This is a genomic window from Mucilaginibacter pedocola (assembly GCF_002013915.1).
Lineage (GTDB): Bacteria > Bacteroidota > Bacteroidia > Sphingobacteriales > Sphingobacteriaceae > Mucilaginibacter > Mucilaginibacter pedocola.
Genome location: NZ_MBTF01000012.1, coordinates 23,002 through 44,633, shown reverse-complemented (window position 1 = coordinate 44,633; position 21,632 = coordinate 23,002). Strand labels below are relative to the sequence as shown.

Genomic DNA, 21,632 nt, shown 5'->3' with positions numbered 1-21,632 from the left:
AGTATATGAAAACGAAAATATTATTTTGGGCGGTACTGCTTACTTTTTGCTTCTCGTGCAAAAAGTCGCTCGACGAAACGCCGCAGGGGGTAGTATCAAGCAGCGACTTGAACTCGCCCGAGAACGTAGAAAAAATGGTGATATCGGCCTACGCTACGTTGGGTAACGAGAGTATACACACCTCTAACAGCCTTTGGCCCTGGGGCAGCCTCCGCAGCGGCGACGCTTACAAAGGCGGCGATGGTGCCGGCGACAACAGCGACTGGAACGACTACGAAACCTACATTACCAACCGCCCAACCAACGGTATTACCGACAGGATGTGGGCACAACTATACAACGGCATAGGTCGCGTGAACGATGCTTTGGTACGCGTTAATGCTATCGATGCGGCATCGTATCCCAATAAGGCATCGCGCCAGGGCGAAATGCGTTTTCTGCGCGGCTATTACTACTTTATGCTGAAGACCCTGTTTAACCAGGTGCCTTATTTTGACGAGACCGTATCTAAAGACGATTACATCAAAATCTCCAACACCGACCTTACCAGCGATGCGCTTTGGGAGAAAATAGCAGGCGAGTTCCAATTTGCAATAGCTAACCTGCCCGCCTCGCAAAGTGATGTTGGCAGGCCTAATAAAAGTACTGCTAACGCTATGCTGGCCAAGGTAAGATTATACCAGGCATACAAGCAGGATGATAACCATAACGTTACCTCTATCGATGCAGCTAAACTGCAAGAAGTAGTCACACTTTGCGATGCCGTGATCAGCTCGGGTAAATACAACCTTGCCGCAGATTTTGGCCAAAACTTTATGGCCGCTTACGAGAACGGCCCCGAATCGGTATTTGCTATCCAATACTCGCGTAATGATGGTACTACCTTCGGTAGGATAGACCTTGGCCACTCGTTATCGTACCCCATGAACGTGGAATACGGCTGCTGCTGGCAACACATCCCCAGCCAGGACTTAGTGAACAACTTTAAAACCACCGCCACTGGCTTACCCATGTTCACCGGCTACAACGCTACCGATGCACTTTCGGGCGCCGACTTCCTGACCACTACCTTCGACCCGCGCTTGGATCACACAGTGGGCATCCCCGGCCACCCTTTTAAATATGTGCCTGCCTTTGTATACCAAAATTCCTGGGCACGTGCACCCGCTATTTACGGTTATTTTACCAGCATGAAGGATCTGGCGGCTTACAACGATGGCTCGTTTCAGCGCATTCCGCCATTTATGTCGAGCTCTAAAAACTGGGAGCTGATCCGTTATGCAGACGTTATCCTTTGGAAAGCCGAAGCCCTTATCGAGCTTGGCCGCGAGAACGAGGCATTGCCTATCATCAACCAGGTGCGCCAGCGTGCAGCAAACAGCACCGCTATGCTGAAGAAAACCGATGGTACCTTTGCCACCAGCTACAACGTGGTAACCTACCAACCCGGCGTAAACTGCACCTGGACACAGGCTTATGCCCGCGAGGCACTGCGCAAAGAGCGCCGCCTGGAGTTTGCTATGGAGGGTAACCGCCTTTTCGACCTGGTGCGCTGGGGTATTGCCGATACTTATATGAATAGCTATTTTGCATCAGAAAGTACAAAACGCGCGCACTTAAAAACAGCTAAGTTTCAGAAGGGGCGCGATGAGTATATGCCAATTCCAACCAACCAGATAAATTTCAGCAAGGGGCTGTATAAACAAAACCCCGGTTACTAAAACTTAAATAATGAAGTTGAAAACTAATGTATTGCTCATTGCAATTATCGCTGCTACGGGCGGCCTGCTATTCGGTTTCGATACGGGCGTAATTTCGGGTGCTTTGCCCTTTCTTAAACAGTACTGGCAACTCTCGGATGCCGACATCGAACTGGTGACCACCACCGTGCTTATTGGCGCGGTACTGGGTGCCGTAACCAGCGGGAAGCTGTCGGACGCTATTGGCCGTAAACGCATGATCATCGTAAACGCGGTGATATTTACCGTGGGGGCTTTTGGCTGTGCTTACGCACCCAACGTAGCTGTGCTAATTGTAATGCGCATCATTATAGGTATAGCCATAGGCATCACAAGTTATGTGGTGCCTATGTATATCTCCGAAATTTCGCCCACACGGGCAAGGGGAGGCATGGTTACGCTTAACCAACTGATGATCACTATAGGTATCTTAGTATCCTACGCGGCGGACTATTGGCTGTCTGATGATGCCAACCCCGAGTCGTGGCGATGGATGTTTTTGGTAGGCTTTGCCCCGGCAGTTGTGCTTCTGGTGGGGATGTTCTTTTTACCCGAAACCCCGCGCTGGCTCATCAGCAAGGGCCGCTGGGACGAAGGCGCCGCCATATTGCGCAAGGTAGAAGATGCTGATATAGTTGAGCAAACCCTCGCCGGGCTGGAGAAAGACCTGAAGGCAGAAATCAGCAACAACACCAAGTGGACCGAAGTTTTTAAGCCATGGCTGCGTGCGCCGCTCATCATTACCATTGGTATATTTTTCTTCCAGCAATTCTCGGGGGTAAATACCATCATTTATTATTCGCCCATCATTTTCAAAATGGCGGGTATCGTAAGCAATACGGGTTCTATTTTACCGGCCATTATTATTGGCGCAGTAAACGTGCTGGTCTGTTTTGTATCGGTACTGTTGCTGGATAGGGTAGGCCGCCGCAGGCTTTATATGATTGGTATTTGCGGCATGGTGCCATCGTTGGCCATGCTGGGTGCCTGTTTCCATTTTAAAGAGCAATTGGGCGCAAGCCTGGCGGTATTTGCTGTGCTAAGCATTGTGTGCTTTATCATATTTATCGCCATCAGTTTGGCGCCGCTGGGCTGGCTGCTGATATCCGAAGTATTTCCGCTTAACGTGCGTGGCGTGGGCATGAGTATAGGCTCGCTGGCGCATTGGGGCTTTAACGCCATTATTGCCTTTACCTTCCTGAAGTTGGTGAATACGTTGGGTATCGATTATACTTTCTGGATGTACGGGCTGGTATGCCTGGTCGGCATAGTATGGGGCTACTATTACATCCCTGAAACCAAGGGCCGCTCGCTGGAAGATATCGAAAGCCATTGGCAAGCCGGCAAAAGCCCTAAGGACCTTTAATTTGTTTATTTACTTATACACTGATATGAAAAAACTCATCCTATTCCTACTGTTGTTTACCGGTGCTTACGGGCTACAGGCTCAAAAACTGGGCGTTAAATACGACCCGAGCATCCAGTCGACAACATCGATGCAGTACTTTAAGCCCAAAGGCAATCTTTTTGTTGGGGATTGTATCCCATTCTCGCGCAACGGCACTTATTACTATTACTGGTTGCTCGATTCGGCACACCATGCCAGCCTTAACGGGCTGGGCGGCCACCAATGGGCGCTAAGCACCTCATCCGACCTGAAGACATGGAAGCAATATCCTGTAGTATTGGGTATCGACGAAAGCTGGGAGAAATCTATCTGCACCGGTTCGGTAGCTTTTTACAAAGGCAAGTATTATGCTTTTTATGCTACCCGGTTGATAAATGCTGAAGGCAAGGTAAACGAGCAGCTAAGCTATGCCATTAGCGACGATGGTATCCATTTCGATAAACAAAAACCCAACCCGTTCTACACCTCTGCACCGGGCTATAGCAAGCGCAATTTTCGCGACCCTAAAGTATTTGTAGATGATAAAGGTGAGTTCCACTTATTTGTATCAAGCGACCAGGAAGAGCCGGTGATGAAGCGTTTTAACGGCTGTTTGGTGCACCTCTCATCAAAAGACCTGAAGACCTGGACCCTACACGACCCGATACTAACCGGGCAAAAATCATCTCCCGAGTGCCCCGACTATTTCTTTTGGAAGGGCTGGTATTATTTGGTTTACAGCGATGATAGCAATACCTCGTACGTAAAATCAAGGAAGCCTTACGGCCCGTGGGAAGAGCCACGCTACCAGGCGCTGGATGAATCATGGTCGAACGTGGTGAAGACCGCTGAGTTTAAAAACGATCGAAGGATAGCCGCTGCTTGGGTACCTAACCGCGTGAACAGCAAGGATAACGAGCCCGAAATATTTGGTGGCAACTCGCTGTTCCGTGAAGTGACACAGGAACCGGATGGTACTTTAAACACATCATTCCCCAAAGAAATGATACCCGTTACAGGGGCCATGAAAGCCGTAAAGCCCGAAGCGATGTATAAAGCCAAACTTGCTGCCGATGGTAGCATTACCCTTGCCGATGGCGCAGGTGTGGCAAGCGCACGTATTACCAATGTGCCCGAGAATTGCCGCATTACCTTAACCGTAACGCCTACGGGCCTTAATCAGGAATTTGGATTGTTGCTTAAGGGCGACGAAAAAGGCGCGGGCGGCTACAAACTCAACTTATCGGCAAATAGTAAAACGGTGAATCTGGGCAATACTACTATCAACGGCGTGAATGGTTTGGAAAAACCAATAACCATTGATATTGTAATGAAGGATGGTATTTTGGATGCTGATATCAATCATCGCCGTACCATCGTGAACCGTACTTACCAATATAACGGTAACACTGTATGGTTGTATGCCAAGCACGGCACCGTTAAGTTCAGTTCGATAAAAGTTGCGCCGCTGGCCGAATAATGCGCAGTCCCGTTTAATAAGTTCCCTTTTTAATAAAAATTATATATGCTATTAGGTTTTGATATTGGCGGTACCAAATGCGCGGTGCTTATAGGTGAGCAAACAGCTGACAACATCCGCCTGGTTTGTAAAGAATCGATGCCGACCGATCTGCCGGTTTACGAAATGATAGAAAAGCTCTTCAGCACGGCAGAGAACCTGCTGGCCCAATATGGCATAGCGGCTGCCTCGCTGCATGGCATAGGCATTAGCTGTGGCGGCCCGCTGAGCAGCAAACGCGGCCTGATATTGTCGCCCCCGAACCTTTTGGGCTGGGATAATGTGCCCATTGTAAAAATGTCCACCGAACGCTTTGGCCGCCCGGTGTTGTTACAAAACGATGCCAATGCCTGTGCCGTTGCCGAATGGAAATACGGCGCGGGCAGGGGCTACGATAACCTGATGTTCTTCACTTTTGGTACGGGCATGGGAGCCGGGCTAATATTGAATGGGCAACTATACTCCGGTATATCCGACCTTGCGGGCGAGGTTGGCCACATCCGCCTGGCCGAGTTGGGGCCTGTGGGGTTTGGTAAGGCCGGCTCGTTCGAGGGGTTCTGTAGTGGCGGCGGCATTGCGCAGATAGGGCAGTTCAAGGCGCGCGAAATGTTGCAGGTTGGTAAAACAACTGGCTATTGCAAACATATCAGCGAGTTAACGGGCGTCACCGCAAAATCAATAGCTGAGGCCGCCCATGCCGGCGACGAAACTGCCATTGAAGTATACCGTATTTGCGGGCACTACCTGGGTAAGGCGTTGGCCTTGTTCATCGATATCCTGAACCCCGAGCTCATCGTACTGGGTAGTATTTTCGGCCGCGCCGAGAGTTTGTTGCGCCCTGCCATGATGGAAGTTATAGAGAAGGAGGCCTACTTTGAATCGGTTGAGGCTTGCAAGATAGTACCTGCGGGATTATCCGAAAATGTGGGCGATATGGCCGCCTTATCGCTGGCTATTTTGAGTAACTGATGATACGGATGAAAAAGTACGCGAGGATATTGTTGATGATGCTTCTGCTGCAATTGCCCGTATTGATGGCAAATGCACAAAAGAGCAAAGCGCCATGGCCGGCTTTCCGCATAGGTCTGCCCGATGCTACCTATTACTCGGGGCAGGACCTGAAGCCAAAGGGCAGAGTGCTGTTTATTTATTTCTCGCCCGACTGTGAGGATTGCCAACAGTTTACCCAAGCCCTGGTAAAGCAGGCGGATAGGCTGAAGAAATATCGAGTGATAATGGTAACCAATACGGCATTGCCGCCGGTTATCGCCTTCCGTGAAAAATACGGGCTGAAGAAATACCCAAACATCACTGTGGGTACCGAAGGCAGTACTTACGTTTTGCAGCGGGCCTTTAATGTGCAGCGCTTTCCGTTCGCAGCTATGTACGCAGGGGGAAAGCTGGTGAAAACCTTTGGCGGCGAGGCTGTGGCGATGGCACGGGAGGTGGCCGACATGGTGCAGAAAAATTGATAATAAGAAGGGAAGCAAATGTGGCCCCCTTAACACAAGCTTCTCTTCGTTCTTATATGTTGGTTTAAGCAAGCCGGATGCGCCGCCAGGCGCATGCCGGCTTATTTTTTTATATTTACGGTAACAATAATAAACCGTGTAAGTCCTTATCTATATGCAAGAACCAAATCTTCAACAAGAAGCATTCATCAACGAAATGGCCGGTTACGCAGGTTACTTACATAAGCAAGGTTGGACCAGCGAACAGATCAAAGCTGCATTAATTACCCGCGGGCTTGATGAAACCAACGCGGCTTGTATTGTAGATGGTTTCGAAAGAGCTAAAAAAGAAAGGTTGGATAATGCCGGCACCATCGTAAAGACCATTTTAGGTTTGCTTGGTTTGGCAGCAGGCAAATAACCCTTAACATGGAATCAACTGACCATCAAAACGAAGACTTTACCAGCCAAATGGTTCGCTATGCCAAATACTTGCATGAGCAGGGCTGGACTGCCGACAAAATAAAAGCTGCATTGATCTCTCATGGGCTTGATGAAACCAATGCAGCTTTTATAACGGATAGCTTTTCAAAAAAGCAGCTAACTTTTCGGTGCAAGAAAAAAGCTCCGGTTAAAAAGGCAAATAATGGAGGTAAGGCCGAGTTCGTTTTCACTTGCATCGAGATACTTGCCGAGGTTTTGCTATTTTTTTGAATAAGAGGCTTTCTTACTCCGTATCTGTAAAAGCATCTCCGCCAATAAATATAATTGTATTGCTTGCCTTTGCGGGCGAGCCCGAAGCACCAAAAGCGAACGACCTTTTAATGGTTTTGCCTTCTGTTGTAAACTCAATGGTATTGCCGCTGATGCGGTAAGTGCCGCCCGAACTGCTTTTTCTGGATGCTGTGGCTGCCGGGGTAGAGATACCGCTGTTGCTGCCTTCGGTATAATGGGTATCGTCTATAAAGTTTATTTTATTGATGAAGAGTGCCTGGGTGCCATTGCCGTAATCGCCGCCCGAAACTTTTTTATAGCCCTTTTTTAATTTCAGCGCTCCCGTATAAGCAAATGCCGGGAACCAGTTGCCTTTGCCAAGCATATAATCGTGTGTTTTGCCTTTGTAATTGGTAAGAGTGAAAGTACCGCCAACTTTTTTCCAAGTACCCCATGCGGCAGGGCGTTTAGCTTTAGAGGCCACTACATCCAGTTGTTCTAATGGCTCTTCGCCTACATCAAAGTATTCTCCGTTTTTAAATAATACCACCGGCTCAAAAGCAATGGCAGCAGGGTAGCCGCTCACGGCGCGGAAATACCAGCTATCAACAGCAGGTGCAGTGGTGGGTTTTGCGGAAGTAACATCTGCTGCCAGTAAGGGCAATAATAACATAAGGCACAGGGCCATGCGTTTAATTTTCATAGCGATTTGTTTTATGGTTACTCAAATACAACGCAAAAGGAGGGGATGGGTTTGGTGGGGGTATTAAGTGTTTGTTAAGATGAGGTGGTTATGGCGTTTATGGGAGGTCTCGATCTTCGTCTCTATAGGTGGCACCTAACGGAGCTGTTTACTTTTTTCGTGCATCTGCTACAAACACGCTACTCCTAACGGAGTGTTCAGTGCATTGTTCATACACCCCGGCGGGGTACCGTTTTTGTAGAAATTTAAACAGGATGGTATAGCTCTGTAGGTGCCACCTTCAGTAAGTATTGCCTAACCGCAAAGTATATAATTCCTATAGAGTAGCATGTATTGCAGGAAATGCTTAGTTTCGCCTTTTTGAACTGATATGCTTACTGTAGAAAAGATCGGTGGCACCTCCATGAGTGCTTTGGCCGACGTTGTTGAAAATATAATCTGCTATAACCGCACAGGTGCCCACCTTTACAATCGTGTATTTGTGGTTTCTGCCTTCTCGGGCGTTACCAATCTGCTGCTCGAAAATAAAAAGACCAAGGCGCCCGGCGTATATCATCGCCTGGCCAATAACCAGGACTATCACGTTGCCCTTGGCGAAGTGTTGGATAACCTGAAAGCGCTGAACAAGAATTATGAACCACTCGGGTTGGATGTAGCCAAAGCCGATGAGTTTATTGATAGCCACCTGGCCAAGGCATCAACCTACCTCGAAAGCGCCACTACGATGCTGGCCTCAGGTTACCTTAATGAAGGCATTTTGTTAGCCACGCGCGAGATATTGGCCTCGATCGGCGAAACGCATTCGGCTTATGTGTTAACCGAAGTGCTTAAAACTAAAGGTATCAACGCCAAACTGGTAGATCTTTCGGGTTTTGATGATCGCCGTGCGCTAACCATCAGCGAACGTATTGCCGATGCTTTTGGCGCTATCGATTTGGAAAGCTGTGTTTGCATCGCCACCGGCTACGCCAAAGGTACCGAGGGTATTATGCGCGAGTTCGACCGTGGGTACTCGGAAGTTACCTTCAGTAAGATAGCTGTACTGCTTAAACCGCAGGAGGCCATCATCCATAAAGAATACCACCTTTCTACCGCCGACCCGGGTTTGGTAGGCATCGAAAATGTAAAACCCGTAGGCAACACTAACTACGATATTGCAGACCAACTGGCCGACGTAGGCATGGAGGCCATACACCCCAAGGCGGCCAAACCGCTGGAAATGGCAGGCATACACCTGCGTATCAAGAATACCTTCGAGCCCGCGCATCCGGGTACGCTTATCACTAAGGAATACATCAGCGACGTAAAAAGGGTAGAGGTTATCACCGGTACGCCGCAATTGCTGATGATAGACATTTACGACCCGCTGATGACGGGCAACGTAGGCTCCGACTTAGCCATTATGCAGGTGTTTTACCAGCACGGCATCAGCTATACTTTTAAGGTAACCAGTGCCAATAGTATCACCATTGTGATATGGGAGAACGATCTTACGCAGGGCCTCATTGCCGACCTTGGCAAACAATTCGAGCGCATCACCACCGAGCAGGTGGCTATGGTTTGCCTGTTGGGTACCAATATGGATCAACCAGGTTTATTGGCCAATGCTGCTATGGCTTTAGCTAAGGACGATATTAATATCATCAGCGCCGGTGTGGCTAAAGGCAAGGTGAACATCCAGTTCCTTATCGGTCGCGAGCAGTTTAAAACGGCTATTATCGCGCTGAATAAGGCAGTAGGATAGTTTCATCGACATTAGACGAAAAGCCTTAATTCGTGTGGAATTAAGGCTTTTCGTTTATTATAGCTTTTGAAATTTGCCAGCTTACATAAAACGTTCCTATGGAACGTTAAATTTGTTTCTTTTCGATTTCTACCGATAAGTCGTTCCGCTGGAACGATTTTCTCATCCCATCGGGATGTTTTATGGGTAGAAGCAGGCAAACGAGTATTTCACGTTCCGTAGGAACGTTTTATGAAATATACGCTTTGTATGCTCATGCGCTATTGGTTCATTAACGAACGGTTGTTTACTTACGCATCCGGCCCCATGGTGCCGGTTTTTACTTCGCCTGCCTTGGTGTAATTGGCAAAGATTACCCCGTTTGGCAACACCGCGCTTTCGGTTAATTTGAGTGACCGTGGGATGGTAGCATCGCTGTATATCGATTTGCCTTTGCCTAACAATACAGGGTAAATTTTCAGCCACAGTTCGTCAACCAGATCGTGCTCTAATAAAAGCTTCACCAATTCACCGCTGCCCCACACTTTGATCGGCTCTCCGTCGAAGTTTTTGAGTTTCTTAATATCTTCTACGCTGTTCAGGAAAACGGTGTTCTGCCAGTCGGACGAGGTACGGGTGCCCGATAGTACGTATTTGGTCACCTCGTTTATGCCGGGCCAGTAATCAGCATGTTTTGGCCAGTAATCTTCAAAAATATCGAAGGTTTTACGACCCAGCAGTATATCGGCAGGTGCCATTTGTTTCAGCATCAGCGGCATCGAATCATCATCGGCATACACCGCCGACCAGCCTCCGTACTCGAAACCATTTGATGTATCTTCTTCCGGGCCGCCCGGTGCCTGCATTACGCCATCTAAGCTTATAAACTCCAGCACAATTAACTTTCTCATGGTAAGTTCTCCTTTTTAGTTTGTTTTGATATTCCAAAGGTCAACATTGCCAACTAACCCGCGCGGGTGTGTTTGCGACTTATAAAGGGGGCAAAGGATGCCGGATATTCGATTTCGGATTTAGCAGCTTCAGACTCCTGACTTCAGACTACAGACTTAGGGCTTCCAACTAAGCACTTTTATCCAACTCCTGTATCGCATGGTCCAGCGAATCATCTTTTCCCAGTTTAAGTTTTTGCTTTAAGCGGTAGCGTGCCATGCGGATGCTTTTGGGTTCAACGCCGAGGCGGTTGGCAATATCTTTATTATCAAGCCCCATTAAAATATAGGCGCAGTGTTTAAGGTCGAGCCGGGTGAGCGAGTTGTCGGCGCGTTCTTGCAGGGCGGTAAAAAACACGGGGTGTATATGGCTGATGGTTTGCTGTTCGTCAAGGCTTTTATCCATCTTAAGGTTTTGATTAATAATGCGCCCAATTTGCCTGGCTGCCTGCGGCGAATCGCTGCCGCGGGTTTTCTCTTTCAATAGTTCCAGTATGGCGTTCTTTTCCTCTATTTTGAGGGAGCCGGCCAGTAATTCTTTTTCCAGCCATTCGGTACGGTCTTGCAGCAGGGCTTGCTGTGCTTCTGCATGGGCGCGTTCCTCCTCGCGTAGTTCGGCCTGTAGTTCAGCCTCCTGTTTCTCTAAAAATAGGCGTTGCGCGTCGGCTTCTTGCAGGGCGGCGGTGAGCCTTATTTCCTCGTTCTGCTGTTCGGCTATTTGCTTTTGCTGTTGCGATGCCTTCAGCTTGTAATGATAAGAGCTGAGCAACAACCCTAAAACCAGTATCCCTACCGAACCAATGGCTATGTAAAGCCAGTTTAGCCGTTTGTTGTAATCAGCGCGTTCGCGCAGGCGGGCTATCTCGTTATCGCGCTGGGCGGCGTGGTATTCCTCTTCCAACTGCTGCACAATCCCCAACTTTTGCGCATCGAAAACCTTGCTGTAATAATCTACATACTGTTTGTAATACTTAAGTGCGGCCTGCGTATCGCCTTTTTGCTCGGCTACATTGGCAAGGCCCAGCATCAGCCTCGAGCGTGTAATATCAACCCCAGGTGCCGAATTTGCCAGTTCGCCTATACCCGTTAACAAGTATTGTTCGGCTTGTGCATAGTTCTTTTGGCGCAGGGCATACTCGCTTAAAATACCGTAGCAGTTAGCTATTATCTCGCTCGTATGTGTTTTTCGCCCAATGTTAAGGGCTATATCAATATAGCGTTGCGCACTATCGCGGTAGCTCACCGGGAAGTATTTGAAGTAAGCATTGGCCAGGTTAAGCGCCGTGAGCGAGGCGTTGCTTTGCAGGAATATCCTGTCATGGTTCTGCTGGTAAAAATTCATCGAGCGGCGGTAGTAATACAGCGATGAATCGAGTTGCTCGCGGCGGTTCTTATCCCGTTCAAAAGCCGAGAAATAGCTGTGCGCAATAGTCATGTAGCCTATTTGCTTGTCGTCCGCAAAAACGCTCCCTTTAGAAGCAGCTAAGCAGGCAAGAGCGTACTTATGCTGTTTTAATGTATCGCTGCCATAAGCATATATGCTGGATATGTAGTGGTTAATAAGCGTTTTGTAACTGTAAGCCCGTTTATCGGTAACTCCGTCAAGCAACTGGCCCGATTGTAGAAGGGCCGATATGGCTTTCTCATTATTCCCCCGCACCAGTTCCAGCCAGCCCTTTCGTAACCAGGCAAAGGCCGCCAATGGTTTATTGGTGGTTTTTGTGGCGCAGCGCATGGCGCTATCAATGTAAACTGCCGAGCGTTTTTCCTGCCCTTTCTGCATCAGCAGGTGTGCCATGGTGGCGTAACAAAAGGCTTTGGCGCCTGCATCGCCACTGGCTTTGGCAAGGGATATGGCGCGGCCGCCTATTTTGAGTGCTTCGGTGGCATTGCCTTCCAGTGTTGCGCGGGCAAGTTCGGCAGTAACTATGGGCCTTTCGGCAGGTGCGGCACTATTGGCAGCACGGCCGAGCGAATCGGTTATGAGGCTTTGTGCCGATAGTCCGGATGAATGAAGCGCGAGCGTAAAAAGCGTGATAATGAGCGCGGTATTTCTTAAAAGCATAGGTATTATGGCAGTATTTGTAGCTAAAAGCGCATTGTTTACGTAACCGTAAATGGCGCAATGTTACAACTGTAACACAATAACTTACCAAATTGTTGTAGACGATTTGTAGTCGCGGTGGCCCTATAGTGGTAGACGCCTTGTAGGCGCCGGTTTTTTGGTGGGGGATGCTGGCCGGGGTACTTTTGCCTCAACATCTTTTTATTAGTTAACCATAAAAACAAAACACTATGACAAACAAAGGCTTGGCCATTGTGGCCTACATCACCATCATCGGTTGGGTAGTATCTTACTTAGAGTTTAAAAAACGCGCGGATAAAAGCGCGCTGGTCAATTACCACCTCGGGCAGTCGCTGGGGCTTATTATAGTATCCTTCGCTTTGGGTATAGCCATATCTGTACTGGCTGCTATCATTCCCTCGCTGTACTTTGTAAGCTTTATTATCAGCGGCGCTACTTTAGTGTTGCTGCTGCTGGGTGTAGTTACCGCTAACAATGAGGCTATGAAACCGCTACCCATCATTGGTAAATTCTTTGAAGGCCGTTTTAATTTCGATGGCCGCATAGATGCTGCCAAACAATAATAATTTTCTATTCCTGAATTTATTACAATGCCCGTATGCCGCCCGCCCTGTTAAAATGGAGCGGGCTGCAACCGGCGGGCTAAAATTAAGGAGGAGGCGATATGTTATTATCAGCAGAAAAACAGAGCAGTACAGCAGCCGAAAAAAGTGAAGAAGAATTGATAGCGCAACTTATTACACAGCAACGTTTTGCCGATGCTTATTTGCTTTTGCAAAAAGAGGCGGCCGACAGCACGGTAACGCAATACAATTTGTCGTTATGCTATTATTCGGCAGGCAAATACCGCGAGGCGATATTAAGCCTCGATAAGGCTCAGCAACTTTTTCCCGTTAACGCGGGGCAAACAAAGCCTTTTGCAGACAGTTTCTACACAGCTATGCTTGCGCAGCAAAACCAACTGGATAGGCACTACCAGCCCATTTCACAAAAGTACATCAACCTAATGGCCCCAGTGGTTGCCGATGCCATCATCCGCCTGAAAACGGACTGCTGGCTGCAAATGGGCCATTACAACAAAGTGGTAGAGTTGGCCACACCTTTGGCTTACAAAAACTACCGTAACATTAGCGAGGCTTTGGCCATAGCTAAACAAAACCTTGAAAAACATGAACACCGAATATAATCAAATACGCGATGCCTATCATCGCAACTTATTTGCCGCAACGGGCGAGCAGGCAGATGTTTTAGCCCTGTACCGTGCACTTACAAGTGTTGATATCAGGAACGAGCAGGAGGAAAATCTGTACCATTTGGCCGCACGCTTTGCGGATGCTCCAGCCATCGCATTTTTAAAAGAAGCCGGCCTGCGCGCCGATGCCGATAAATATAGCAACACAGCCTTCCATGCGCTGGCCACCTCAAAGTTCGACCTGAACGCGCCGGGCCTCGAAGAAAAGGCTACTAAGATATACGATACCGCTAAGGCTTTGCTGGAAGCGGGCATTAACCCAAAAAAGAAGAACGATTCGGGCAAACTGGCCTACATGGAAGCGGGGCTGGTTTATATGTACCCCATGCTGGATGCCCTTGGCGATACAGGCCTGAAAATGGATGCTACGGCCGAGGAAGGTAAAAATCTGTTGCATTTAATATGCGATAAACTGGTGCACCGCAAAACCATACCCGGTGCCGTTGAAGCCGCCACTAAAACCGTGCGCGTGCTCATAGAGAAAAGCGGCATAGATACCGAAGACAAAGATGTTTTTGGTACCACGCCGCTAACCTACGCGCAACGCAGTGGGGTAAAGGAGATAGCTGCCGTGCTAAGCGGCGACGAAAGCGATACAGCAACAGGCGGGATGACCGTGCATGAAGCCGTGCTGAACCGTGACGCGGCAGCCTTAGAAGCGCTTATAAAGAACGGTACCGACTTAAACGAATTATCCGACCAGTGGCGCCGCACCCCTTTGATGCTGGCATGCGAGTATCCATCAGAACCCTTGGTGAAGCTGCTTGTTGCCGGGGGAGCCGACGTGAATTACAGGACGGGCAGTGGTGAAACGGCCGTTTGGTGTCTCCTGGAAAAGGGCATTAGCGACTTTGGCCGGGGTATGAGCCAGGATTTGAAGGATATGGTAAAGATACTCCGTACGCTAATAAGCAACGGTTTGGAGTTGGATGCAGCCATAACCAACAATGGGGATACTGCGCTGAATATTATTTGCCAGGCGGGCTACCTTGCCGACCTAAACAACACACTGGCCGAAGAATTGATAGAGGCCGGCTGCGATGTTAACAAACCCAACCGCGCTGGCAAAACCCCGCTGATGAATTTTGCGCAAAAGGGCAACGAGGCCAAATACGCCATTGGCGAATTACTGTTGGATAACAATGCTGACACCACTTATACCGATAATAACGGCAATACCGCGCTAATGTATGCTGCGGCCAATGGCGACCATATGTCGGCCAAGAAATTGGTGGGCTTGATATTGGATCACGACGAATCTACCATTGAAAAAGTGAACAACGCCGGGCAAACTGCCATGGATATTGCCGTGCAAAGCGGTAACGAGACCGTGGTGAAGCAAATACTGGCTTAACTATAAATATCTATGGATAACATGTTTTTGAATGCGTGCAAAAACGCACAAAAAGGAATAGTACAGGCCTTCTTAAAAAAGGGCGGAATAAACGTAGATAAGCGCGATGCCCTGGGCAATACGCCGCTTTACTACGTTTGCACAAAGGGCGCTAAAGATATTGCCAAAATGCTGGTTGATGCCGGTGCAGATGTTAACCTGGCCAACAATACAAGCGAAACGCCTTTGCACTGCGCAGCACGCGCGGGGAGTAAAGAACTGCTAAAACTGCTTACAGATGCCGGTGCTGACGTGAACGCAAGCAATAATTACGGGCAAACACCGGTTTTCTATGCCGTGCTGGCGGGGAAAACAGAGACCGCCCTTTACCTTGTTTCGCTTGGCGCGGCTACCGATACCAAAGATAACGGTGGCTACAGCCTGCTCGACCATGCCACTGCTAATGGTATGCGCGACCTGGTAACCAACTTAGGCGGCGAAAACACCAACCGTAAAGACGACCATGGCAATACGCCGCTGCACCAGGCGGTTTACAATAACCAAAGCGAAACGGTAATTGCCCTGCTGAAAAGCGATGGCGTAAATACCAATGAGTTGAATAACGAAGGTGTAAGCCCGCTAATACTGGCGGTACGCAACTCTAACATCCACCTGGCAGAACTGCTGCTAAAAAACGGTGCCGATGTAAACCAGCATGTGCTTAATGGCAACTCGGCATTGCATTTTGCAGCGGGTATGGGTAAACACCATTTAGGCAAAACGCTGATAAAGGCAGGGGCAGAGGTAAACTCGCGCAATAGCTTTGGCGAAACACCGCTAATTGTGGCCGCCCAATGCGGTTTTAACGATTTTACCGCCATGCTGCTGGAACAAGGTGCCGAAGCTACAGCTGTTGATAACGACGGCCGCAGCGCTATGGATTTTGCCAGCGAGCGCGGCTATACCGAAATACTGGAGCAACTATTAGTTGCCGGTGCCGGAGAATAAAGGGCCTGATAGGCTCAATGGTTTCACATTAAGATATACACATCATGAAAAAAGTAATTTTTGCACTGGTTGGCTTAGCCGCCCTGATAGTAATTTTAAAAGAAGGGAGCTGCTTTGCGCAACGTGACGAGCTAACGGCGACAGATACCGAAAAGAAAAACAAAATGTTAATGACCGTTATGGACGGCGGCAAACCCATAGTAACCGAGCTTACATCGGTAAACCTCACCATAAGCCGCTACGAGGATGATGAGGAGCATGCGCCTGCAGACGCAAAAACGGCCAAAGCGGGTAAAGACAGCGCCAAAGTAAAACTCCCGGGCACACCACGCCCGCGTAATGGTAACGCCTACATTGGTGCGGAGGCCAAAAACCTAAGCCCCGAAATGTTGAAGATACTGGCCCGCAACAAAGCTAAATTCGATGGTAGTATTACTATAACCGACCCGACAAGTCGCAAAGTAGTTAAAACGCTGAAATTCAAACAAGGCTCACTCTATTCCTACTCCGACCAATTTTCGGCAGTAGGGTACAGCGATAGTTACGGGAGCGCCGTATTGTCTATCAATTGCAAAGAACTGGCTATTGATGGGGTGAATTTTGAGCAGTAGAGGCAGTTTGCGATAAATTGACTGGAGAGTTTAAATGAGGATGTTGTCACCCGTTAAAACCAACTTTTAAGTTCTCCGGTCATTTTATCATTTTCAATTTCGGTTGCTTCCACTTTTGGTTTTCCACCTGTTTGTTCATTTATTTCGTCGGCAATATTATTGGCTAAAAAGCCGTGCCTTACTACCGTTACTGCCCAATTAGCACCGCATACCCACAAAAATGCCGCCACACCAAACCACCACGGCCCCTTAATAGAAAGCGTAAAAACTTCCATAACAACAGCCAATATGGATGTGAAAATGAAGAGTTCGCGCATATCAATCTGGTACTTCAATAACCAGTTGTCGTTTTCGTATGTTAGGCTAAAAATACCGCTATCAACGCTGCCAAATATAGAGCCTTTCATGGTTGATGTTGTCCCTTTGTAGCTAACCGACATATCTTCTGTAATAACCATGTCTGCTTTCTTTGATATAATACCATCCTTTATCAGCTGTAACACCTGGGCCTTGTTGCCGGGAGTGATATCTGTTTGTAGAGGCCTGTTAAAACGGACAGAGAGTGGAAAGGTCATTTAGTAAAAGCTTCAATAAATATAGCACATATTTACATTCACCATCGCTACTTATCGCCGATATATCTACATTTCATCAATATTAATTCTATATTTAAGATCCCATTAACCGTGGGATAAAACCAATTATATTATTAATATCCTGATGAAGCCAACACGGGTACTGCTGTTTATTTTGCTGCACTTTGTAGTTGGTACGGCTGTGGCCCAAAACAGCCAGTTCAGGTTTTCGCGGCTTGGTATTGGCAACGGGCTATCGCATAACCAGGTGAATTGTATTTACAAGGATAAACGCGGTTTTATGTGGATAGGCACGCTATCGGGCCTCAATAAGTACGATGGTTACCGCTTTAAAACCTTTAAGCACATCACCGGCGATACCACCAGCCTTAACGATGATTACATCATGAGCATTACGCCGGGCCCCGAAGATAAATTGTGGATAGAAACCCGCACCGGCTTTAATATTTACGACCCCGCTACCGAAAAGTTTAGCCAAAACCTGAAAACCTTTATGTACAAAATAAAGGTGTACGATACCTATATTTTGGCCCTGAAGAAAGATAGGTTCGGCAATTTTTGGTTCCTGCAACATAATAAAAGCCAGGGTTTGTTTAAGTACGACCAGATAACCAAACAAACCATAAACCTGCTTCATAACGATGCTGATACCACCACTATTTCATCGAACCTGGTAACCGATCTATCGGTAGATTCTAAAGGCAATATCTGGGTGTCGTCGGGCTTGGGCATACTGGAACGATTGGACCCTAAAACCTATAAAGTAAACCTGCGTTTCCATTTGGGGCAGTTGCCGCCGGGCTTAAGTTCGGGCTATAAAATATTTATAGATAAGCAGGACGATGTATGGGCTTTTGTGCCCAGTTTTTCTAAGGGTGTTTACTATATAAGCCTCGATAAGCATGTTTTTAAGCATTTTTTAAAAGGCCCCGGCTGCCTCAATACCGATGTAATATCCGACGTTACCCAGGACAACCAGGGCCGGATGTGGATAGCTACCGACCATGGCGGTATAAACCTCATCAACAAAAAGGACTTAAAAACAGAGTACTTGCTCAATAGGGAAGACGACGATAAATCCCTCGGGCAAAATAGTATTACCTGCCTTTATAAAGATGATGCGGGCATTATATGGTGCGGAAGCTACAAACGCGGCATTAGCTATTATCACCAAAACATTATCAAGTTTGCCAGTTATACCCACCATTTGTCGGACAAGGGGAGCTTGCCGTTTAGCGATGTAAACACCTTTGCCGAGGATGCTGCAGGCAATATATGGATAGGTACTAACGGCGGCGGGCTTATTTATTGGGACCGGAAAGCCGGCACCTTTAAACAATACCTGCACAGCACAACCAACAAAAACAGCCTTACAAATAACGTCATTGTAAAGCTTTTTATAGACCATGAGCGGATGCTTTGGATAGGCACCTATTACGGCGGGTTAGATCGTTTTGATGGGAGCACCTTCAGGCATTATAAACACACCGAGGGCGATGCAAATACCATATCTGAAGACCGCGTTAACTCCATTAACGAGGATAGCGAGGGTAACCTGTTGGTGGGCACGCTATCTGCCGGGCTAAACGTGTTGGATAAAAAACGGAATGTAGTTGCCGCATACCGGTTTGATGGCGATATGAGTAAGAACTCGCTGCACTCAAACTACATCAGTGCAGTAATTGAGGATAGCCGCAGAAACGTGTGGATAGTTACCGCCTACGGGTTGGACCTGCTGGTGAAAAAAGATCATAGGTTTTTGCACTTTTTGCACGATGATACGAAGCCCAATAGCCTTATAAACAATAATACCAACAATATACTGGAGGATACCGACGGTTTAATATGGATCAGTACGCGCGAAGGCATCAGCATATTCGACTATCGCACGGGCGATTTTACTAACCTGAACAAGCGAGACGGCCTGCCCGATAATACAGTTATTGATATGCAACAAGTAAGCCGCAATAATATATGGGCAAGCACGCCCAATGGCCTATCCAGCATATTTGTCGACAGGAGCGGTAGTAAGCTGAAGTTCAGGTTTGTGAATTATAACGAGGCGGAGGGTTTGCAGGGGCGGGAGTATTCTGAAAACTCCTCGTTAAAAACTCGTGATGGCGAATTGCTTTTTGGTGGTGGTAATGGTTTTAATGTATTTAAACCATCGGGCATAAACAGCACTCTGAAAGAGCCTGAGTTGATATTTACCGATTTCCAGGTGTTTAATAAAAGTGCCGGCGTTGGCGAGAAGATAAACGGCAGGGTGTTGCTGCCAAAATCGATAAGTATGCTTAACGAGCTGGAGCTGAATTATGATGATAACGTATTTGCTATAGAGTTTGCTGCGCTGAATTACTTTAATCCCGGAAAGGTGAAATATCAATACCGCATGCAAGGGTTTGATAAAGATTGGATAAATGCCGACAACAACATCCGCCGGGCCGGTTACACCAACCTCGACCCGGGCTATTACACTTTCCGTGTGCGTGCAGGCAGCAATGAGCGCTGGTACAGGCGCGAATTAACACTGAATATTCATATCGCACCGCCATTTTGGAAAACCACCGGGGCCTATGCCTTTTATGTGTTGCTGGCCATTGGTACCTTATTGTACATCAGGCAGCGGGGTATCCGGAAGCTGCGTGCGCAATTTGCTATTGAAAAAGAAAGGGGTGAGGCTCAGCGCATGCACGAGCTTGACCTGATGAAGATAAAATTCCTCACGAACGTAAGCCACGAGTTTCGTACACCGCTATCGCTAATTATGGCTCCGGTAGATAAGGTTATACAGCAGGTGGACGAGCCTGAGGTGAAACGCCAGCTGCTAACAGTAAACCGCAACGCCAAACGCTTGCTTAATCTGGTAAACCAATTGCTCGATTTCAGGAAAATGGAGCACCAGCAGTTGAAACTGCAAAAAACTAATGGCGACATTATCAGCTTTATTAAAGACCTTTCCTTTGCGTTTACCGATGTGGCCGAGCAAAAGCACATCCGCTTTATTTTCGATTCGGAAGTGGCGGCGTATCACACCTGCTTCGATCACGACAAGATGGAACGCATTATGTTCAACCTGCTCTCTAATGCGTATAAATTTACACTCGAGGGCGGTAGCGTAAGCGTTATGTTAACGGTGGTGGAGGGCGATGATAAAGGGCAGCAACGCCTTGAAATTAAGGTTGCAGATACAGGTATAGGTATGCCCAAAGATAAGCTGGCCCTAATTTTTGACCCATTCTTTCAAAACGATCTGCCCGATTCGATGCTGAACCAGGGTAGCGGGATAGGTTTATCTATCACCAAAGAATTTATAAAACTACAGGGAGGCGAAATAACCGTAGAGAGTGAGCCTGATAAGGGCAGTTGCTTTACTGTTTTATTGCCTGTTATCCGCATAGCAGGCGGCAGCGGTAGCGATGCCCCCGTTCATGAATCGTACGAGCCTGCTGTGGAAGTAGTGCCTGCTTTATTAGAACAAAAGGATAAACGCGATAGCAAAAAGCAAACCGTATTATTGGTAGAAGATAACGACGAACTGCGGTTTTATATCAAGGATAATCTGTCATCAGCATTTAACGTTATCGAAGCCGAAAACGGTAAGAAGGGCTGGCAAAAAGCACTTGCGCAGCACCCCAATTTAATTGTGAGTGATATTACTATGCCCGAAATGAACGGCATCGACCTTTGTGTAAAAATAAAGGCCGACAAACGTACATCGCACATCCCCGTGATACTACTCACCGCCATGACCGGGGAAGACCAGCAACTGAAAGGCCTGGAAACAGGTGCTACCGATTACCTGACTAAACCATTCAATTTCGATATCCTGCAATCGAAAATAAAAAACATCCTGAGCCAGCAGGAAAGCATGCGGAAAACCTATACTAAGCAGGTAGAGGTAAACCCAAGCGAAATGGTTACTGATTCACCGGATGAGGCCTTCTTTAAAAAGGTTTTGGTGTTGATAGATAAAAATATATCTAACCCCAATTTTTCTGTAGAGGAACTAAGCAGCGAGGTTTTTGTAAGCCGCTACACCCTCTATAAAAAAATACTCGCCATGACGGGTAAAACCCCCAACGAGTTCGTCCGCTCTATGCGGATGAAACGCGCCGCACAGTTGCTGGAGTCGGGGCATTTAACCATTTCGCAGGTATGCCATAAAGTGGGCTTTAAAAGCCAAAAGTATTTTGTGAAGATGTTTAAGGAAGAGTTCAATAGCATCCCCTCTAAGTACCACGATGCCGCCGAAGAAGCGGAACAGCAGTAGCTAAAACAAGTTGCTTGCCCAAGCCTTTGGGTACACATTTGTAACTTTGTTTTATCATTTTATCTATATTTGCTTGTCTGTTAAGTATTTAATTTATTGAAAATTAAATACTTAATTAAGGTTGACATTTGTGCCCCTATTAATCCACAACCGGTAGTTGCCCTCCTCATACTTTTACTTTCAACAAAACCAATTTGCTGCAACCGCACAAGGCATGCAGGGTAAACACTCCTAAAAAAGTTTTACAATTTTATTGAAGCAGGCGCCTGCAAAGCATTACAGGCATC

Annotated in this window: 18 protein-coding genes; 14 read left to right on the top strand and 4 right to left on the bottom strand. The window is 47.5% G+C overall.

Translation table 11 applies throughout. The features are described 5' to 3' along the window. Positions 1-5: 5 nt before the first annotated feature. From BC343_RS12650 to BC343_RS12620, 7 genes are all read left to right on the top strand, one after another. Entirely contained in the window at positions 6-1,721 is a 1,716-nt protein-coding gene (locus BC343_RS12650) for a RagB/SusD family nutrient uptake outer membrane protein (RefSeq protein WP_078348159.1), read from the top strand. Between the two features lie 10 nt (positions 1,722-1,731). Continuing rightward, positions 1,732-3,105, top strand: coding sequence for a sugar porter family MFS transporter (locus BC343_RS12645; RefSeq protein WP_078348158.1), 1,374 nt, complete (start codon positions 1,732-1,734; stop codon positions 3,103-3,105). A 25-nt stretch (positions 3,106-3,130) separates the two neighbouring features. Then, positions 3,131-4,606, top strand: coding sequence for a glycoside hydrolase family protein (locus tag BC343_RS12640; protein WP_078348157.1), 1,476 nt, complete (start codon positions 3,131-3,133; stop codon positions 4,604-4,606). Positions 4,607-4,651: 45 nt separating this feature from the next. Further along, positions 4,652-5,614, top strand: coding sequence for an ROK family protein (locus BC343_RS12635; RefSeq protein WP_078348156.1), 963 nt, complete (start codon positions 4,652-4,654; stop codon positions 5,612-5,614). Between the two features lie 8 nt (positions 5,615-5,622). Then, the gene (locus tag BC343_RS12630; RefSeq protein WP_143822168.1) at positions 5,623-6,117 is read left to right on the top strand and encodes a thioredoxin domain-containing protein; all 495 of its coding nucleotides are present in this window, start codon (positions 5,623-5,625) and stop codon (positions 6,115-6,117) included. Positions 6,118-6,271: 154 nt separating this feature from the next. Next, entirely contained in the window at positions 6,272-6,517 is a 246-nt protein-coding gene (locus BC343_RS12625) for a hypothetical protein (RefSeq protein WP_078348154.1), read from the top strand. An 8-nt stretch (positions 6,518-6,525) separates the two neighbouring features. Continuing rightward, positions 6,526-6,810 (top strand): UBA domain-containing protein, encoded by a 285-nt coding sequence (locus tag BC343_RS12620; protein WP_078348153.1) that lies wholly within the window; start codon positions 6,526-6,528, stop codon positions 6,808-6,810. Between the two features lie 13 nt (positions 6,811-6,823). Here the strand turns inward: BC343_RS12620 and BC343_RS12615 are convergent, their stop codons facing one another. Then, positions 6,824-7,513 (bottom strand): hypothetical protein, encoded by a 690-nt coding sequence (locus BC343_RS12615; RefSeq protein ID WP_078348152.1) that lies wholly within the window; start codon positions 7,511-7,513, stop codon positions 6,824-6,826. A gap of 370 nt (positions 7,514-7,883) precedes the next feature. Here BC343_RS12615 and BC343_RS12610 point away from each other — a divergent pair, with 370 nt between their 5' ends. Continuing rightward, positions 7,884-9,257, top strand: coding sequence for an aspartate kinase (locus BC343_RS12610; protein WP_078348151.1), 1,374 nt, complete (start codon positions 7,884-7,886; stop codon positions 9,255-9,257). Positions 9,258-9,547: 290 nt separating this feature from the next. Here the strand turns inward: BC343_RS12610 and BC343_RS12605 are convergent, their stop codons facing one another. Then, on the bottom strand, positions 9,548-10,147 hold the full coding sequence (locus tag BC343_RS12605; protein ID WP_078348150.1) for a dihydrofolate reductase family protein: 600 nt from the start codon (positions 10,145-10,147) through the stop codon (positions 9,548-9,550). A gap of 169 nt (positions 10,148-10,316) precedes the next feature. Next, a complete protein-coding gene (locus tag BC343_RS12600) occupies positions 10,317-12,251 on the bottom strand; it encodes a helix-turn-helix transcriptional regulator (RefSeq protein ID WP_078348149.1) in 1,935 nt (644 codons plus the stop codon). A 230-nt stretch (positions 12,252-12,481) separates the two neighbouring features. Between BC343_RS12600 and BC343_RS12595 the strand changes: the two genes are divergently transcribed. The 5 genes from BC343_RS12595 (at position 12,482) to tssD (ending at position 16,476) form a co-directional block, all read left to right on the top strand. Then, the gene (locus BC343_RS12595; protein WP_078348148.1) at positions 12,482-12,835 is read left to right on the top strand and encodes an import component protein; all 354 of its coding nucleotides are present in this window, start codon (positions 12,482-12,484) and stop codon (positions 12,833-12,835) included. Positions 12,836-12,936: 101 nt separating this feature from the next. Further along, a complete protein-coding gene (locus BC343_RS12590; RefSeq protein WP_078348147.1) occupies positions 12,937-13,458 on the top strand; it encodes a hypothetical protein in 522 nt (173 codons plus the stop codon). Next, positions 13,442-14,878, top strand: a complete 1,437-nt coding sequence (locus BC343_RS12585; RefSeq protein WP_078348146.1) for an ankyrin repeat domain-containing protein — start codon at positions 13,442-13,444, stop codon at positions 14,876-14,878. The genes BC343_RS12590 and BC343_RS12585 overlap by 17 nt, the downstream gene beginning before the upstream one ends. Positions 14,879-14,890: 12 nt before the next feature. After that, positions 14,891-15,865 carry an ankyrin repeat domain-containing protein gene (locus tag BC343_RS12580; RefSeq protein ID WP_078348145.1) on the top strand — a complete coding sequence of 325 codons (975 nt, stop codon included), beginning with the start codon at positions 14,891-14,893 and terminating at the stop codon, positions 15,863-15,865. A 44-nt stretch (positions 15,866-15,909) separates the two neighbouring features. Continuing rightward, a complete protein-coding gene (gene tssD / locus BC343_RS12575) occupies positions 15,910-16,476 on the top strand; it encodes a type VI secretion system tube protein TssD (protein WP_078348144.1) in 567 nt (188 codons plus the stop codon). Positions 16,477-16,529: 53 nt separating this feature from the next. Here the strand turns inward: tssD and BC343_RS12570 are convergent, their stop codons facing one another. Beyond that, positions 16,530-17,051 carry a hypothetical protein gene (locus BC343_RS12570; RefSeq protein WP_078348143.1) on the bottom strand — a complete coding sequence of 174 codons (522 nt, stop codon included), beginning with the start codon at positions 17,049-17,051 and terminating at the stop codon, positions 16,530-16,532. A gap of 145 nt (positions 17,052-17,196) precedes the next feature. Here BC343_RS12570 and BC343_RS12565 point away from each other — a divergent pair, with 145 nt between their 5' ends. Beyond that, entirely contained in the window at positions 17,197-21,345 is a 4,149-nt protein-coding gene (locus BC343_RS12565) for a hybrid sensor histidine kinase/response regulator (protein WP_078348142.1), read from the top strand. The last annotated feature ends 287 nt before the right edge of the window (positions 21,346-21,632 follow it).

Coding starts and splice junctions, on each gene's coding strand:
- BC343_RS12650 (WP_078348159.1), top strand. CDS start 6: ATGAAAACGAAAATATTATTTTGGGCGGTACTGCTTACTTTTTGCTTC.
- BC343_RS12645 (WP_078348158.1), top strand. CDS start 1,732: ATGAAGTTGAAAACTAATGTATTGCTCATTGCAATTATCGCTGCTACG.
- BC343_RS12640 (WP_078348157.1), top strand. CDS start 3,131: ATGAAAAAACTCATCCTATTCCTACTGTTGTTTACCGGTGCTTACGGG.
- BC343_RS12635 (WP_078348156.1), top strand. CDS start 4,652: ATGCTATTAGGTTTTGATATTGGCGGTACCAAATGCGCGGTGCTTATA.
- BC343_RS12630 (WP_143822168.1), top strand. CDS start 5,623: ATGAAAAAGTACGCGAGGATATTGTTGATGATGCTTCTGCTGCAATTG.
- BC343_RS12625 (WP_078348154.1), top strand. CDS start 6,272: ATGCAAGAACCAAATCTTCAACAAGAAGCATTCATCAACGAAATGGCC.
- BC343_RS12620 (WP_078348153.1), top strand. CDS start 6,526: ATGGAATCAACTGACCATCAAAACGAAGACTTTACCAGCCAAATGGTT.
- BC343_RS12615 (WP_078348152.1), bottom strand. CDS start 7,513: ATGAAAATTAAACGCATGGCCCTGTGCCTTATGTTATTATTGCCCTTA.
- BC343_RS12610 (WP_078348151.1), top strand. CDS start 7,884: ATGCTTACTGTAGAAAAGATCGGTGGCACCTCCATGAGTGCTTTGGCC.
- BC343_RS12605 (WP_078348150.1), bottom strand. CDS start 10,147: ATGAGAAAGTTAATTGTGCTGGAGTTTATAAGCTTAGATGGCGTAATG.
- BC343_RS12600 (WP_078348149.1), bottom strand. CDS start 12,251: ATGCTTTTAAGAAATACCGCGCTCATTATCACGCTTTTTACGCTCGCG.
- BC343_RS12595 (WP_078348148.1), top strand. CDS start 12,482: ATGACAAACAAAGGCTTGGCCATTGTGGCCTACATCACCATCATCGGT.
- BC343_RS12590 (WP_078348147.1), top strand. CDS start 12,937: ATGTTATTATCAGCAGAAAAACAGAGCAGTACAGCAGCCGAAAAAAGT.
- BC343_RS12585 (WP_078348146.1), top strand. CDS start 13,442: ATGAACACCGAATATAATCAAATACGCGATGCCTATCATCGCAACTTA.
- BC343_RS12580 (WP_078348145.1), top strand. CDS start 14,891: ATGGATAACATGTTTTTGAATGCGTGCAAAAACGCACAAAAAGGAATA.
- tssD (WP_078348144.1), top strand. CDS start 15,910: ATGAAAAAAGTAATTTTTGCACTGGTTGGCTTAGCCGCCCTGATAGTA.
- BC343_RS12570 (WP_078348143.1), bottom strand. CDS start 17,051: ATGACCTTTCCACTCTCTGTCCGTTTTAACAGGCCTCTACAAACAGAT.
- BC343_RS12565 (WP_078348142.1), top strand. CDS start 17,197: ATGAAGCCAACACGGGTACTGCTGTTTATTTTGCTGCACTTTGTAGTT.